This is a genomic window from Aeromonas sp. EERV15, assembly GCF_900079845.1.
GTDB classification, from domain to species: domain Bacteria; phylum Pseudomonadota; class Gammaproteobacteria; order Enterobacterales; family Aeromonadaceae; genus Aeromonas; species Aeromonas sobria.
The window spans coordinates 84,524-99,414 of the sequence record NZ_FKKY02000016.1 but is presented as its reverse complement, the minus strand read 5'-3'; the positions used below and the strand labels follow the sequence as shown (position 1 = coordinate 99,414).

Genomic DNA, 14,891 nt, shown 5'->3' with positions numbered 1-14,891 from the left:
AACAACGGGCCGCCAGGCCCGTTTTTCCCTCCGGAATTTTTGTTCTTATTGCGTGAGTCGCCAACCATGAAGCGAGTGCTCTCCATTCAATCCCACGTAGTCTTTGGCTGTGCCGGTAACAGCGCCGCCGTTTTTCCCATGCGTCGCCTAGGCATCGAGGTGTGGCCGATGAACACGGTGCAGTTCTCCAACCACACCCAATACCGCGAAGGCTGGCAGGGGATGGTGATGCCCGGCGGCCATATCCGTCAGCTGGTAAATGGCCTGGCGGAGATCGGCGTGCTGGCCGAGTGCGATGCGATCTTGAGCGGCTACCTCGGCTCGGCCGAACAGGGGGAGGAGATCCTGGCGGCGGTGGCCAGACTCAAGGCGCTCAATCCGGCCGCCCTCTATTTTTGTGACCCCGTGATGGGTCACCCCGACAAGGGGTGCATAGTGGCACCCGGCGTCGCCGATTTTCTGAAAAACCGGGCATTGGCCTGCGCCGATATGCTGGCCCCCAATCTGCTGGAGCTGGAACAGCTCACCGGCCGCGATATCCGCAATGTGCCGGAGGCCATCGAGGCGTGCCAGCAGCTGCGGGCACAAGGGGTCAAGCTGGTGATGGTGAAACATCTGGGCAAGGCCGGTTTTGCCATGGACCGCTTCGAGATGCTGCTGGTGTGCGAGGAGGGGGCTTTTCACCTCTCCCGCCCGCTCTACCCTTTTGCCCGCCATCCCATCGGGGTGGGGGATCTGCTGAGCGCCACCCTGCTGGCCAATCTGCTGGCCGGTTGCACCCCGCTGGCGGCGTTTGAGCGCACCAACGCCAGCGTCGATGCGGTGCTGGCCCAGACCTGGCTGGCGGGGGCCTATGAGCTGCAACTGGTGGCGGCCCAGCACGAGATGGCGCTGCCGCAGGTCTCCATCCGGGCGACCCGCCTCTGAGCCGTTTGCGCCAACCGCAGAAACAACAAAGCCCTGATCATCAGGGCTTTTTATATTGCTTGTGCCGGGAGATGGGTCAGTCCTGCGGGCTTTTGAGCGCCTTGACCACATCCTCTTTGGGCTCCAGCTCCTTGACCTGATTGAAGATCTCCAGCTCCCCTTGCGGAGTGACGGTGTAGGCATCGGCATCCTGATAGCTGCCGCTGCCAGCGCTCTCGATGATGACCACCAGCTCGGGCTGTTTGTCGCCATTCAAATCGACCAGCTTCAGCTCCCGGATAAAGCCGTTGCGGGCCATCACCTTGCCATCCTGAAACTCATCCAGTGGAAATTGGGCGTTCTGACCTGAATAGAGCCGCACGTCATAGCTGCCGATGGAGGCGGGCTCACCGACCCCCTGCGCAACCCTGATCACCTGACCGGAGGGGAGGGTCAGTTGTTTGCTAAATCCCTCTTCGGCTTGTGTTTGTGCTTGCGCCGCCAGCGGCAGGGTCAGCAGCCCTGCCATCATCAATGCTCTGTTCATCTTGCAACCTCTTGCTGTCTGTTGAGCGCGGGCTCCCGGGGGAGCCCGCCGTGATGCTGTTACCAGATCTTCACCCGCTTCTGGGGTGGCAGATAGAGCTTCTCCCCGGGCTGGATGTTGAATGCCTCGTAGAAGGCGGGAATGTTCGGCACCACCCCGTTGACCCGGTACTCGGGGGGCGAGTGGGGGTCGGAGCGCAGCAACATCTGCATCAGCTCGGGACGATACATCCCCTTCCACACCTGTGCCCAGCCGAGGAAGAAGCGCTGTTCGCCGGTAAAGCCATCCAGCACCGGCGCCTCCTTGCCATCCAGTGACAGCTCGTAGGCCTTGTGGGCTATGGTGAGACCGCCCAGATCGCCGATGTTCTCCCCCAGGGTGAACTGGCCGTTGACGAACTGGCCGTTGATGGGCTCGAAGCGGTTGTACTGGGCCACCAGACGGCTGGTACGGAAGCGGAACTCCTTGAGATCCTGCGGTGTCCACCAGTCGCGCATCATGCCGTCACCGTCGGATTTGGCCCCCTGATCATCAAAACCGTGGCCCATCTCGTGGCCAATGACCCCGCCGATGGCGCCGTAGTTGACCGCATCATCCGCCGTCATGTCGAAGAAGGGGGGCTGCAAAATGGCCGCCGGGAAGACGATCTCGTTGTTGCTCGGGTTGTAGTAGGCGTTCACCGTCTGCGGCGACATGTGCCACTCATCCCGGTCGACCGGTTTGCCGAGGCGCGCCAGACTGTCTGCGTATTCAAAGGCTTGTGAGCGCTGCAGGTTACCCACCAGATCATCCGGTTTGATGGCGATGGCGCTGTAATCCTGCCACTTGTCGGGGTAGCCGATCTTGGGGCGGAACTTGGCCAGCTTCTCAAGCGCCTGCGCCTTGGTCTCGGGCGACATCCAGTCGAGCTCCTTGATGCTCTGGCCGTAGGCGGTGCGCAGGTTCTCCACCAGCTGCTCCATCCGCTCCTTGGCCGCTGGCGGGAAGTAGCGGGCCACATAGAGCTGGCCGACCGCTTCACCGAGATGATCGTTCAGCACCCCGAGCGCCCGCTCCCAGCTGGCGCGCTGCTTGGGCGTGCCGCTCAGGGTGGTGCCGTAGAAGGCGAAGTTGGCCCGGTCGGTCTCGCTGTCGAGATAGGGGGCGTAGTCGGTCAGCAGTTGCCACTTGAGGTAGGCCTGCCAGTCGGCGATGGGGGTCTGTGCCATCACCTGATCCAGCGCGCTCAGATAGGCCGGCTGACCGATGATGAGATCCGGCTGGGCAGCGATGCCCGCCGCGTTCAGATAGGCCTGCCAGTCGAGATGAGGGGCGAGCCGTGCAAGTTCGCTGGCGGGGCGCTTGTTGTAGTTCTTCTCCCGATCCCGCAGCGCGACGTTGTCCCACTGGATGGTGGCGAGCCGGGTTTCGAGGGCCAGAATCCGCTTGGCCTTGCCGCTCGGGTCAGACTCCCCGAGGCGGCTTAGCATGGCGGCGATATGCAGCTGGTACTTCTGGCGCAGGGCCTGACTCTCGGGATCCTGCTTGAGGTAGTAGTCCCGATCCGGCAGCCCCAATCCCCCTTGATAGAGGTGGACGGCATAGCGGTCGGGGGATTTGGCATCGGCGTCGATCCAGATGCCGAACGGCGCGCCGCCGCCCATGCGGCCTGATTGGGCAAAGGCGCGGGCCAGTGCGGCCTGATCACCGATCCGGTCGATATCGGCCAGCGCCGGTGCCAGCGGGGTGAGCCCCTTGGCATCGCGACCTGCCTGATCCAGATAGCTGGCGTAGAGATCGCGGATCTGCTGGGTCGGCGTACCGGTGGCGGCCTCCTGCTTGGCCAGCCCCTCGACCAGCACCCGCACATCGGCGAGGGATTTATCCCGCAGCATGTAGAAGGCGCCATCGGCGGGGCGATCATCGGGGATCTTGGCGGTGGCGAGCCACTTGCCATTGACGTAGCGGAAGAAGTCATCGCCGGGTTTGACCTGGGTGTCCATATTGGCCAGCGCCAGCCCGGAGTGTTTGGGGGATTCTTGCGGTGCCTGACTGCAGCCAGCCAGCAGGGCCAGTCCAATCAGGCCGGCCAGTAAGCTTTTGTTATTGTTCATGCTGTTTGATTCCAATTCGGGTTGTTTGCTTCCCAGCCTCATTGCTCCGACATGCGGTTCGAACGCTTTGTCTGTCGGTTCGTTTGCTTGGCGGCCTGCCTGCTTGGTGCTGAGGGGGAGCGAGCCTCACTCTAGCAGCAGGGGGGCAGCTTGATAAGCCTGACTCTGCTAAGATTCGGCCGGTCTGTTTTGGGGAAGCCTATGATTTCTCATCTTTATTCTCGCTTTAGTCTGACTATGCCTGCGCCGGAAGGTTCCACCGGTTTGCTGGTGGCCTTTAGCGGTGGTCTCGACTCTACCCTGCTGCTGGTGCTGGCGGCGCAGTATGCCCGCGAGCACGGCCTTGTGCTGCGCGCCCTGCACGTGCACCACGGCCTCAGCCCCCATGCCGATGAGTGGGTTGCGCATTGTGAATCTGTGTGTCAGCAATTGGCGGTGGAGCTGCTGGTCGAGCGGGTGACCCTGGCCCGTGGCAATGGCGAGAGTCTGGAGGCGCAGGCGCGCACCGCCCGTTACCAGCGGCTGACGGCCCGGATGCGGGAGGGGGAGTGGCTGCTCACTGCCCACCATCAGGACGATCAGCTGGAGACCCTGCTGCTGGCCCTCAAGCGTGGCGCCGGTCTGCGCGGGCTGGCGGGGATCCTGCCAAGCCAGCCCTTTGCCGGTGGCCTGTTGCTGCGCCCGCTGCTAGATGTCAGTCGCGCCGAGCTGGCTGAGGCGGCGGCCACTCTTCCCTTTGGCTGGGTGGAGGATGAGAGCAATCAGGACGTGAGCTATGACCGCAACTTTCTGCGCCAGACGCTTATCCCCCAGCTCAAGGCGCGCTGGCCCGCCATGGCCCAGACCGCGGCGCGCAGCATGGCCCTGTGCGCCGAGCAGGAGGCGCTGCTGGACGAGCTGGCCGAGAGTGACTGGCAGCTGGCGGGCGAGGGGGAGGCGCTCCATATCGGCCCGCTGCTCGACCTTTCTCCTACCCGGCGCAACAACCTGCTGCGCTACTGGATCCGCCGTCAGGGGGGCGAGATGCCATCCCGTGAGCAGCTTGCCCGACTGTGGCAGGAAGTGGCGCTGGCGCGCGGCGATGCCAATCCCCAGCTCAACTGGGGGCGCCAGAGCTGCCGCCGTTTTCATGAGCGGCTCTATCTGGTGAGCCCTGACCTGCAACCCTGTCATCAGGTGTTGCCGCTGATTGTGGGTGAGCCGCTGACCCTGCCAGAGGGGCTGGGCGAGCTGGTGGTGCGCATGGCGGAGCGCGGCGAGGGGCAGTTGCGTGCCCCCCGGTCGGATGAGCCGCTCTCGGTGCGTTTTCAGGTGGCGCCCGGCATCCCCCTCAAACCGGTGGGGCGAAGCGGCAGTCGGCGGATGAAGAAGCTGCTGCAGGAGTATGGCGTTCCCTCGTGGCAGCGGGGGCGCATTCCCATCCTCTACTATGGCGAGCAGGTGGCGGCGGTGGTGGGGCTCTTTGTCTGCGACGGCTTTATGGCGCAGGGGGCCGGGCTGGTGTGCCGCTGGCAGGAGCGCGGTACGACCCCCATCCTGCCCGAGCGCGATCTCCCCTGACTTGATCTCGGTGTGAGCGGTTAGCCCCAAAAAAAAGAAGCTCCGGTCACATGATGCACATGTGCCGGAGCAAAGAAGAGTTCGGGATTATTCCTGATGACTGGCCTTGCCGGCTTTTTTGCGGGCGTAGAGGTGGCTGTCTGCCGCCTCGTAGAGGCTTTGCACACTGATGCCCGATTGCCAGCTGGCGGCGCCAAGGCTACAGCCGACCGAGAAGGTGCTGAGCTCCTTGTTGGTCATTAACATATGCTGCAGTCGCAGCCAGACCGGGCGCCACGCCTCGGGGTCGGCCGGTTGCAGCAGCAGGGCAAACTCGTCCCCCCCGAGCCGGAAGGCTTGATCCGTACTGCGGATACACCCCTTGAGCAGCTGGGCGAAGCGGCTCAGTACCAGATCCCCCACCGGATGACCCCAGGTGTCATTGATCTGCTTGAAGCGATCGAGATCCAGCAGCACCAGCACCAGACCGTAGGGCTCGCGGCTGTGTTGCTCGATGGCGCGGCCGATGGCTTCGTCAAAGTAGGATCGGTTGCCAAGGCCGGTCAGGTGATCGAGCCGTACCAGTTGATCCAGTTTTTCCAGCCGCAGGTAGAGGGGCAGCAGCAGACAGAGCAGTTGATGATATTGCGTCAGTACCCGTTGCTGTCTGCCACTGAGCGGATGTTCCAGCTCGTAGTGGAGTTGACCCAGCAGCTGGCTGTGCTGACCGCGCAGCTCAAACGGATAGTTGTGCAGGTTGAGGGTGGCCAGCGGCGGGTGCTGGATCAGCACCTGGGGTTGGCCACAGTCGAGGTAAAGACCATGGATCCTGACAATTTTTGCCGCACGATCGGCAAAAGTTGTCAGCAAACCGCCAAGATCGCTCTGCCCCAACAACTGCTCCAGCAACTGGTTGCGTTCCACGCTGGGTAGCGGTGTGAGCCGCTCCATCTGGCGAACCCACTGCTCGATGCCATGACTAAAGCCATTAAGTGACGATGTATTTTCCATGGTCTTTCACCTGTGTATCTAACGACTTTCCTACTCGTCGCTTGCAATTGGCATGCCCAATATATCTTTCCTTCCGCCCACATCGGCTGACTAGACTTAAGTCGATAAAAAGGAGAGGAAAATTTGTACACAGACCTGCTGATCCTGCTGTTTACCGCCGTCTTGCTGGTGGCAACTTTCCGGCGCCTCGGGCTGCCGGTGATCCTCGCTTACCTGATTGCCGGCGTATTGCTCGGCCCTCACGGGCTGGCGGTGATCACCGGCCAGTCGATCATGCAGACCATTGCCGAGCTCGGGATCGTCTTTCTGATGTTCTCGCTGGGGCTGGAGTTCTCCCTCCCGAAATTGCTGGCGATGCGCCGACTGGTGTTGGGGGTGGGTGGCTTGCAGGTGCTGCTCACCTCGCTGCTCTTTTTCGCACTGGCCTGGTGGTGGGGGTTGGGTCTGGCGCAGGCGCTGGTGGTGGCGGGGACGCTGGCGCTCTCCTCCACGGCGGTGGTGATCAAGCAGCTCGGCGAGCAGAAGCAGCTCCACACCCGCCGCGCTCAGCTGGGGGTGAGCGTGCTGCTGTTTCAGGATCTGGCGGTGGTGCCCCTGCTGGTGATGATCCCGATCCTCGCTCAGCCGGACGTGCAGGGCAGCGCCCTGGCCGCCGAGATCGCCTGGGCCACCCTCAAGGGGTTGTTTGCCTTGCTCACCCTGCTGGCGGTCGGCAAGTGGTTGCTGCCGCTGCTGTTTCACGAGGTGGCGCGGGCCCGCTCCGACGAGCTGTTTGTGCTGAGCGCCCTGCTGGTGGCGCTGCTCGCCGCTTTCATGACCCACTCGCTCGGGTTGTCGATGGCGCTGGGGGCTTTCTTGGCGGGGATGATGCTGGGGGAGTCCCACTACCGTCATCAGCTGGAGGTGGACATCAAGCCGTTTCGCGATGTGCTGATGGGGCTCTTCTTTATCACCATCGGCATGGCCATGGATTGGGAGCTGGTGGCGCGGGCATGGTGGCAGGTGCTGGTCTGTGTGGTGCTGTTGGTGCTCTGTAAATCCCTGCTGGTGCTGCTGGCCGGGCGGCTGATGGGGGAGCGCAAGCGCGACAGCATGGCCGCTGGCATCATGTTGAGTCAGGTCGGTGAATTTGGCTTCGTGCTGCTGGCGTTGGCGCTCCACCATGGCCTGCTGGATCAGCAACTGGTCTCCCTGCTGATCGGCATCGGCATCATCTCCATCGCCATGACCCCCTGGTTGGTGACCCAGGCCCATTCGCTGGCCCGCAGTCTCACCGATCCGGCGCTGCTGACTCGCTCCGAGGTGGCCCAGTCTGGCCTGAGCAAAAACCAGCACGTTATCATCGCCGGGTTTGGTCGGGCCGGGCAGACCTGTGCCCGTTTCCTCAAGATCGAGGAGATCCCCTTTCTGGCCCTCGACCTCGATCCCGAACGGGTGAGCGAGGCCAAGCTGGCGGGGGAGCAGGTGGCCTTCGGTGATGCCAGTCGCCGCGATATTCTGCTGGCCGCCGGGTTGCTGCGGGCGCGGCTGGTGATCATCACCTTCGATGATCGCAAGCGGGTTGAGGCGATGCTGGCGCTGATCCGCGAACTGGCGGGGGAGCTCAAGGTGCTGGTGCGCACCCGGGATGACAGCTTTCTGGAGCAGTACAAGCAGGCGGGGGCATTTGAGGTGATCCCCGAATCCCAGGAGGGGGCCCTGATGCTGGTTTCCCACCTGCTGCTCAACTGCGATATCCCCATCGGTCGGGTGATCCGCCGGATGGAGCTGGAGCGCAGCAGTCAGTATCGCTTCCTGCACGGCTTCTACTGGGGGGATCAGAGCGCCAGCAATCTGGAGGCAGATCAGCTGCTTGAGCGTCTCCATCCGCTGTTGCTGCACGATCAGGCGTGGGCGGTGGGGCGGGAGGTGCGGGAGTTGCCCCTTGATGAGATAAGGATCAAAGAGATTCAGCGCGGGGATCAGAGTCTGGAACCCAGACCCGAGCTGGTGCTGGCTGCCGGCGATCGGCTGATCCTGTTCGGTACCGTGGTGGCGATGGAGCAGGCGGAGCAGCGTCTGCTGGAGGGGCACTGAGTCCCCTCGCACTCATCGGCCGCCCGTTTACTCCCCCTCGTTTGGCTGCCCTTCGATATCAAGGAAGGCCGCGACCCGCTCCCGCTCTCTGAGGGTGTCCTGATAGCCCAGCTTGATCAGCTGCTGGCAGTAACCCGGATAGAACATCAGAAAGCTGGCCAGACTGCTGGTCTCATCCCCCTTCACGCCCAACACCCGCAACAGGCGGCGCAAGGGCAGCGGTAGCTTGTGCAGATAGGCCAGCGCTATGGTGTCAAGATCCTGACTCGGTTTCAGCACGCAGGTCTCCACCCGTTTCAGCTGCAGGCGGTTGCGCTCCCGCTCCGGGATAAGATCCAGGGTCTGGTTGATGCGCCACAGCCGCTCCAGATCGGAGTTGAGGGTGTCGGTAAAGACCGTATCGAGCAGATGGCTGGCGATATTGGAACTGGTGAGGTGGCCGTGATGATGGGTGGGCGCCGAGTGCTCAGGCGGATCGAGGGTGATCAGCAGGATCCGCTCCGCCCCCAGATGGATGGCAGGGCTTAACGGGCTCAGCTGGTGGATTGAGCCATCACCGTAGAACTTCTCGCCGATATGGGTAGCTGGAAAGACAAAGGGTAGCGCCGAGGAGGCGAGCAGATGCTCCGAGGTGAGCAGGGTGCGCACCCCGCGGCGTCTGGCCCGCTCCCACGGATGGTGGTCGGCCCGCCCCTGAAAGAAGGTGGTGGAGAGGCCGTCATCGTAATCTGACGCCGTGATGGCCAGCGCCTCCAGACTGCCGTAGAGGATGTTGTCATCGATGCGGTGATAGTCGATGAGCTGATCCAGCAGGCGGCGCAGCGGGGCGTTATCAAAGAGCTGAAAAGCGTGGTTGGTGTGGGGATTGATCAGCCCTGCCGAGCCCTCGTACATCAGCCGCCACAGCAGCCGACCGGGGTGAAAATCGAAGATGTGGTGCGTCTCGAAGCGGCGCCAGACCCACTCCAGCTTGCGCACCCCCAGATGGAAGCAGGAGGCGTAGCAGGCGAGCGCAGTGACATTGATGGCCCCCGCCGAGGTGCCACACAGAATGGGAAAAGGGATGCCGAGATTGCGCGGGTAGAGCTCCGCAATCGCCTTGAGGGCGCCGACCTGATAGGCGGCGCGAGCACCGCCACCGGTGAGCAACAACGCTGTATTCGGTCTGGCCATATGCTGGCGCCTTATTGTTGGCCCGAGAGGGGCGTTCCCACTGACAAGTTAACTATAAGGCGCTGTATCAAATATAAAAACGGGCGCTCGCCCGTTTTTTTCATGACCCTCTGTCAAAGGGCGCGGTGAGGATTTTCCGGCCGCGCCAGCTGATCGAAGGCGGCGAATACCGGGGCACTGGCGAGGATGCGACCGTGGCCCAGACCCCGGGTGCTCACCAGCCGGGTATGACCATCCTGACTGGCCCGCAAGGAATCGCCGTGGGGGGCAAACCTGTCCTCCTCGTCATGCACGATTATCGCCGCGCCGCTGCGGCTGGCGAGTCGGCCCAGCGGATCGACCGTGCTCAAGGGGTGTTGGTACTCCTGCTCAATCTCCTTGACCACCGCATCGAACAACCGGATGGAGTAGCCGGAGCGCGCCACCATGCCGTAGAGCTGGGGCACATAGTCGAGCACCGGCGAAATCAACAGCAGTGGCAGGGCATCGATACCAGGCTGACGGCTGGAGAGAGTGACGGCGCCCCCCATGCTGTGGGCGATGACCCCGTGCAGCGGGCCCACTTCGCTGGCCAACCTGGTCGCCAGCTCGTCGAAGGCACGCACGAAGCGGGGCAGGTGGCCGGTATTGCCTGCGCTCTGGCCGTGGGCCGGATGATCGTAGGCAATGGCGGTGAAACCCTGCGCGGCGATATGGCTCATCAGCGGATAGAACTGGCTGGCGCTGCCGGACCAGCCGTGCATCAGCAACCACAGTGGCCCCTGACCGAGCCGATAGCTCATCAGTACCCCTTCGCTGGTATGGACGGCCTGTTTCACCAGACCGGCAGGTTCGCTACCATCCCGCTGGTTGCGCTGGGGGGTGAGTAGCAACTTGCTGGCGGTACGCTTGGCATGGGTGGGGGCGAATCTGTGGTGCAACCGGGTGCCGATCCCCAACAGCCATTTGCTCGGGCTGAAGCGGCGGGTGTTGAAGTAGATCTTGCTGCTCATGGTCATCCTGTGGTTTTTATGTGCGAACGGTCGTGCTTTTTTATCGGTTTTTAAAAAGTCGTATTGAACGGATGCTAAAACATCAGCGCCAGCTGCTCAGCAGAGCATCCACCTCGGGCCAGAAGTGGCGGGCCGGATCCTGACACAGTTCGAGGTCGTTGAACACCTGATCCGCCAGATAGAGGCCATAGAGGCGGTAAACGGCGCGCCAGGGATCCATCTCCTGTCGCCACTCGCCTGCGGCCTGACCCTGCACCACCTGACGGGCCAGATAGTCGAGCCAGAAGCGCACCAGCTGACGGGCTGCTTGCTGCACCTGGCTCGTTTGCTCATGGCCATCCTGCGCCGAGGTCCAGGCGTCGAGGAACATGCAGCGTCCGGCGAAGCAGTGGTTCCACGCCTGCCAGGCGCGCAGCAGGGCGATCAGCTTGTCATGCTGGCTGCGGTGATCTTGTTGGCGTACCGGCTGGATCACCCGCAGCCGAAACACCTCGGCGGCGTACTCCAGCACGGCGATCTGCAGATTGTCGCGGGATTGAAAGTGGGCAAACAGGCCGCTTTTCGACATTTCGCAGGCGCTGGCCAGCGAGCCGATGGTCAGGCTCTCCAGCCCTTGCTGGCTCGCCTGCTCAAAGGCAGTTTGCAAAATGTTTTCCCGGGTCAGGCGCCCCTTGCTCATCACTCTCTCCTAGTTGGCGCTGGCAGCATAAAGTACGATCGTGCTAATTGTCGAGCAACAAATAGCCAGCATGGCTGGCTATGCTGTCTTGCGCGTGTCTCAGTTCTCCCTGATATCGAGCTGTTGCAGGGCGATAACCGCCTGAGTGCGGTTCTTGACCCCGAGCTTGCGGAAGATGGCGGTGATATGCGCCTTGATAGTGGCCTCGGAGACGTTGAGTTCCCAGGCGATCTGTTTGTTGAGGCTGCCGTCGCGCAGCATGATCAGCACCTTGTACTGCTGGGGGGTGAGGCTGGCGAGCTTGCTGGCGAAATCGGGGCCATCTTCCGATTCGGGATGGAGCGAGATGCCTTCCGGCACCCAGTTATCCCCCCCGATCACCGTATTGAGGGCGTTGACCAGCTCCTTCATCGGTACCGACTTGGGAATAAAGCCGAGCGCGCCGAGCCGCAACACCTGTTGGATGATGGCCGTATCTTCCGAGGCGGAGACCACCACTATGGGCAGGTCGGGATATTGGCCACGCAGGTGGGCCAGCCCCTCGAAGCCATTGGCCCCTGGCATCTTGAGATCGAGCAGCAGCAGGTCAACTTCGGGGTGCTCCCCCAGCAGGCTGATCAGGCTGTCGATGGAGTCCGCTTCCAGCAATTGAGCGTCGTTGATGGCCATGTGCACCGCTTGGTAGAGGGCGCCCCGAAACAGGGGGTGGTCATCTGCGATGACGATGGTAAATTGGCTGTCCATATTTCGGTTAATGGCTCACATTGTTGCTAACTGATTGTTTTGAAAAATCAAACTAGCATCGCTCACCAAGGGGGTCAAACCCGCCGGTGCGCAAATGTGAAGCGACCATCGGATGTGTTGCCATCAGGGCAGACAGGCTGGTCGCAGGCAACTCATGCAGGAGGCAACAGATGGGATCCTTGGTATTGGCGGTGGGCACAGGTTCGACCTGGGCGATGCGGGCGGCACTGGTGCTCGCCATGAGCGGGCTGACGTGGCAGGAGCAGGTGTTCGATCTGGAGGATGCCAAGTCGCTGGCGCGACTCAAGCGGCTGGCACCGGCCGGTCTGGTGCCCTGGCTGGAGCATGACGGGGTGCGGGTCCACGACTCGCTGGCTATCGCTGAATATATTCACGAGCTCTGTCCCGACCGCCAGCTCTATCCTGTTTCGCTGGCCGAGCGGGCGCTGGCTCGCAGCCTTTGCGCCGAGTTGCACGCGGGATTTCGCCAGATCCGTTCTCTGCTCCCCTTCTTCCTTGGTGCGCCAACCCGTATCGATCCTCCGGTGGAGGCGGTCGGCGAGCTGGCCCGTTTGCAGGAGATCTGGTCGCAGGCGCGGGGCCCCTTCTACTTTGGCGAGGCGGGTATTATCGACGCCTTCTATACCGTGATGGCTTATCGGCTGGCCAGCTACGGCATCGTGCTGCCCGGTCAGGCCGGAGCCTATCAGCAGGCGTTGCTGGCCTGGCCCCTGTGGCAGGAGACTCTGCTCAAGGCGCGGTTGCAGTGGCCGGTGGCGGCGCGCCAGTCACAGTGAGTCGTGGCAGATGGATAAACGAGAGAGGGGAGCCAGTGGCTCCCCTCTCTGCTGCTGGTGAATGTGGCTCAAGGGTTACTTCTGCCGACCGGCAAAGACCACCACCACCTTGTCATCCCCCTTCTCCCGCACGAAGGCGTAGGGAGTCTCCGAGAGTTTCTGGTGGCTGCCTGCCGCAATGGCCGGATGGGCGGCGCGGAACTGGCCCAGTTGCTGCCAGTGCTTGACCAGCTCAGCCTTGTCTCCGCTGGCCAGCTCCTGCCAGTTCATGTCCGAGCGAACACTCTGATCAAACACCCCGCCATCCTTGGCCAGCCCGCGGCCAGACTCGTCGCCGTAGTAGAGCTGGATGCCCCCCGGCAGCAGCATAAAGCTGTTGGCGACCCGGCGCTGCAGCGGTACATCCTGATAGTCGCCAAAGAACAGCTTGGTGTCGTGGGAGCTGATGTAGCTCAACACGTTGAACTCGGGATCCTGATTGATGCGACTGGCGTAGCTGGCATAGGTGGGCTCGGCGCTGGCCATGCACTGGGCCTGGGGCAGGGCGAACTCGCGCTGATAGTCAAAGTTGATCAGGGAATCGAAGCCGTTCTGATACCAGAAATCCTTGGCGACCCCGTGATCCCACACCTCGCCCACCATGTAGAAGGGGAGCTCGTCGAGGGCTTTGTCCGGGTTGGTGGCCTTCCACTCCTTGAGCGCAGTGGTGCCCGCCTGTTTGAGCTTGGCCCATACCTCGGGCTCCAGATGTTTGACGGTATCGGCCCGAAAACCGTCGATGCCAAAGCGGCGCACCCAGTCGGTGTGCCAGGCGATCAGGTAGTCGCTCACCGTGGCGTCGGGCAGCACCTTGGCCTTGGTGTCTTTTTTCGCCGCCAGCAGCGGCGGCAGCCCTACCGGTTTGGTCGATTCGGTCAGAAAGTCCGGCAGCCCCGCCACCGAGCCGGTGACATCGTCGGTGCCGGGTTGCGGGTAGCCGGGCAGACCGGCGCGCACCCAGTCACCGCTCCACCACTTGTTCCACGCTGGCGATTGATAGTCGATGAACTGGTTGTAGCCATGCCAGTTGAGGCCGCCGCTCGGGCGCCACTGGTTCCAGGTGGTCGGCAGTTTGCCGCTGTTCTGGGTCAGCCCGGTGAGCCCCAGATCCTGCAGGTCGGCGAGGGTGGCGTAACCGGCGTGGTTCATCACCACGTCGAGGATGATCCGCATGCCGCGTTTGTGCGCTTCGTCCACCAGGGTTTTCAGGCTCTCCTCGTCGCCGTAGTTGGGGTCGATTTTGGTGAAGTCGAGCGCCCAGTAGCCGTGGTAGGCATAGAAGGGGAAGTTGCCCTGCTCGCCGCCGCCAATGAAACCGTGCACCTGCTCCACCATGGGGGTGATCCAGACGGCGTTCATGCCCAGCGACTTGATGTAGTCGAGCTTCTCGGTCAGCCCCTTGAAGTCACCGCCATGCCAAGTGGCCACCTCATCCTGACCATCCTTCTGGCGGCCGAAGCTGTGATCGTTGGCAGGGTCGCCATTGTGGAAGCGGTCGGTCAGCAGAAAATAGACGCTCGCCTGATCCCAGCTGAATGGCGATGGCTTGGCTCTCTTGACCGGTTCGAGCAGCAGCAGGCCGCCGCTCTCTTTACTCGGGGTCAGAGTCAGCTTGCCCTGTTTGACCACCGCCTCCTGTTTCGAGTAGGCATCTCGCAGTCGGGTGCCGTCGGGCCAAACCCCTTTCAGGGATACCGTGACCGGACCACCATCCCAGCTGATGCAGGGCTCTTGTGGTGGCTGGCGTTTGAATTCGCTCTTCTTGGTTGCCCGCAGCACCTTGAGGCTGGGGGTATCCGGGTTGAAGGTGAACTGATACTCCCCCGCCAGCATCACCCGCAGGGTAAAGCTCTGCTCCTTGCTGCATTTGTCCATCGGCTGGGCGGTGCTGAAGGGGAGTGGCTTGCTCTCGCTCGGGCCAAAGCTGGTGCCGCAACTGTTGCCTGCATCGCTGATGCGGATCTGGTGGCTTCCCTTGGCAAGGGGATGGGTCAGCTCCACCATGCCCTTGTCCAGCGCGATCGGGGCCGCCACCGGCTGACCATCCACATAGAGGTGAACCTCGGGGGCGGCCATCGCCTGTTGGGTGAACAGCGGGGCGGCCAGCAGGGCGAGCCAGAGGGGGGATAAAAGGGGAGCACGACGCATTAAGCCATTCCTTGAGCAGGGCAGTTCGGACAAGGGCCCATTCTAGGAGGCCATAAGGCACTGTTGGATCGGCAAAATACCGATTTGTGAACTCAGTGCAAATGGTTACGTTTTCAAGCCGAGGAAAGTGTGACGGAGACGGGAGTG

General features: G+C 62.5%; 12 protein-coding genes. 4 read left to right on the top strand and 8 right to left on the bottom strand.

Annotation, left to right across the window (positions count from 1 at the left end; genetic code table 11):
- Positions 1–66: 66 nt before the first annotated feature.
- A complete protein-coding gene (gene pdxY, locus BN4575_RS14870) occupies positions 67–927 on the top strand; it encodes a pyridoxal kinase PdxY (RefSeq protein ID WP_068978768.1) in 861 nt (286 codons plus the stop codon).
- A gap of 76 nt (positions 928–1,003) precedes the next feature.
- On the opposite strand, the gene BN4575_RS14865 is transcribed toward pdxY, so the two are convergent.
- The gene (locus BN4575_RS14865; RefSeq protein WP_068978767.1) at positions 1,004–1,453 is read right to left on the bottom strand and encodes a PliI family lysozyme inhibitor of I-type lysozyme; all 450 of its coding nucleotides are present in this window, start codon (positions 1,451–1,453) and stop codon (positions 1,004–1,006) included.
- A gap of 59 nt (positions 1,454–1,512) precedes the next feature.
- Complete coding sequence (locus BN4575_RS14860; RefSeq protein ID WP_068978766.1) at positions 1,513–3,546, bottom strand: M13 family metallopeptidase; 2,034 nt, start codon at positions 3,544–3,546, stop codon at positions 1,513–1,515.
- A gap of 201 nt (positions 3,547–3,747) precedes the next feature.
- Here BN4575_RS14860 and tilS point away from each other — a divergent pair, with 201 nt between their 5' ends.
- Positions 3,748–5,106, top strand: coding sequence for a tRNA lysidine(34) synthetase TilS (gene tilS / locus BN4575_RS14855; protein WP_068978765.1), 1,359 nt, complete (start codon positions 3,748–3,750; stop codon positions 5,104–5,106).
- A gap of 87 nt (positions 5,107–5,193) precedes the next feature.
- On the opposite strand, the gene BN4575_RS14850 is transcribed toward tilS, so the two are convergent.
- Positions 5,194–6,096 (bottom strand): GGDEF domain-containing protein, encoded by a 903-nt coding sequence (locus BN4575_RS14850; RefSeq protein ID WP_068978764.1) that lies wholly within the window; start codon positions 6,094–6,096, stop codon positions 5,194–5,196.
- 123 nt (positions 6,097–6,219) lie between these two features.
- On the opposite strand from BN4575_RS14850, the gene BN4575_RS14845 reads away from it, so the two are divergent.
- Positions 6,220–8,172 carry a monovalent cation:proton antiporter family protein gene (locus tag BN4575_RS14845; RefSeq protein WP_068978763.1) on the top strand — a complete coding sequence of 651 codons (1,953 nt, stop codon included), beginning with the start codon at positions 6,220–6,222 and terminating at the stop codon, positions 8,170–8,172.
- A 27-nt stretch (positions 8,173–8,199) separates the two neighbouring features.
- Here the strand turns inward: BN4575_RS14845 and BN4575_RS14840 are convergent, their stop codons facing one another.
- From BN4575_RS14840 to BN4575_RS14825, 4 genes are all read right to left on the bottom strand, one after another.
- Positions 8,200–9,345, bottom strand: coding sequence for a patatin-like phospholipase family protein (locus tag BN4575_RS14840; RefSeq protein ID WP_068978762.1), 1,146 nt, complete (start codon positions 9,343–9,345; stop codon positions 8,200–8,202).
- 113 nt (positions 9,346–9,458) lie between these two features.
- On the bottom strand, positions 9,459–10,337 hold the full coding sequence (locus tag BN4575_RS14835) for an alpha/beta hydrolase (protein ID WP_068978761.1): 879 nt from the start codon (positions 10,335–10,337) through the stop codon (positions 9,459–9,461).
- An 82-nt stretch (positions 10,338–10,419) separates the two neighbouring features.
- Positions 10,420–11,016 (bottom strand): TetR/AcrR family transcriptional regulator, encoded by a 597-nt coding sequence (locus tag BN4575_RS14830; protein ID WP_068978760.1) that lies wholly within the window; start codon positions 11,014–11,016, stop codon positions 10,420–10,422.
- Positions 11,017–11,115: 99 nt separating this feature from the next.
- Positions 11,116–11,760: a response regulator gene (locus tag BN4575_RS14825; RefSeq protein ID WP_068978759.1), complete on the bottom strand. Its 645-nt coding sequence runs from the start codon at positions 11,758–11,760 to the stop codon at positions 11,116–11,118.
- Between the two features lie 170 nt (positions 11,761–11,930).
- Between BN4575_RS14825 and BN4575_RS14820 the strand changes: the two genes are divergently transcribed.
- Positions 11,931–12,557: a glutathione S-transferase gene (locus BN4575_RS14820; protein ID WP_068978758.1), complete on the top strand. Its 627-nt coding sequence runs from the start codon at positions 11,931–11,933 to the stop codon at positions 12,555–12,557.
- Between the two features lie 75 nt (positions 12,558–12,632).
- Here BN4575_RS14820 and BN4575_RS14815 read toward each other — a convergent pair whose 3' ends face one another.
- Positions 12,633–14,744, bottom strand: a complete 2,112-nt coding sequence (locus BN4575_RS14815) for an alpha-amylase (protein WP_068978757.1) — start codon at positions 14,742–14,744, stop codon at positions 12,633–12,635.
- Positions 14,745–14,891: the final 147 nt, after the last annotated feature.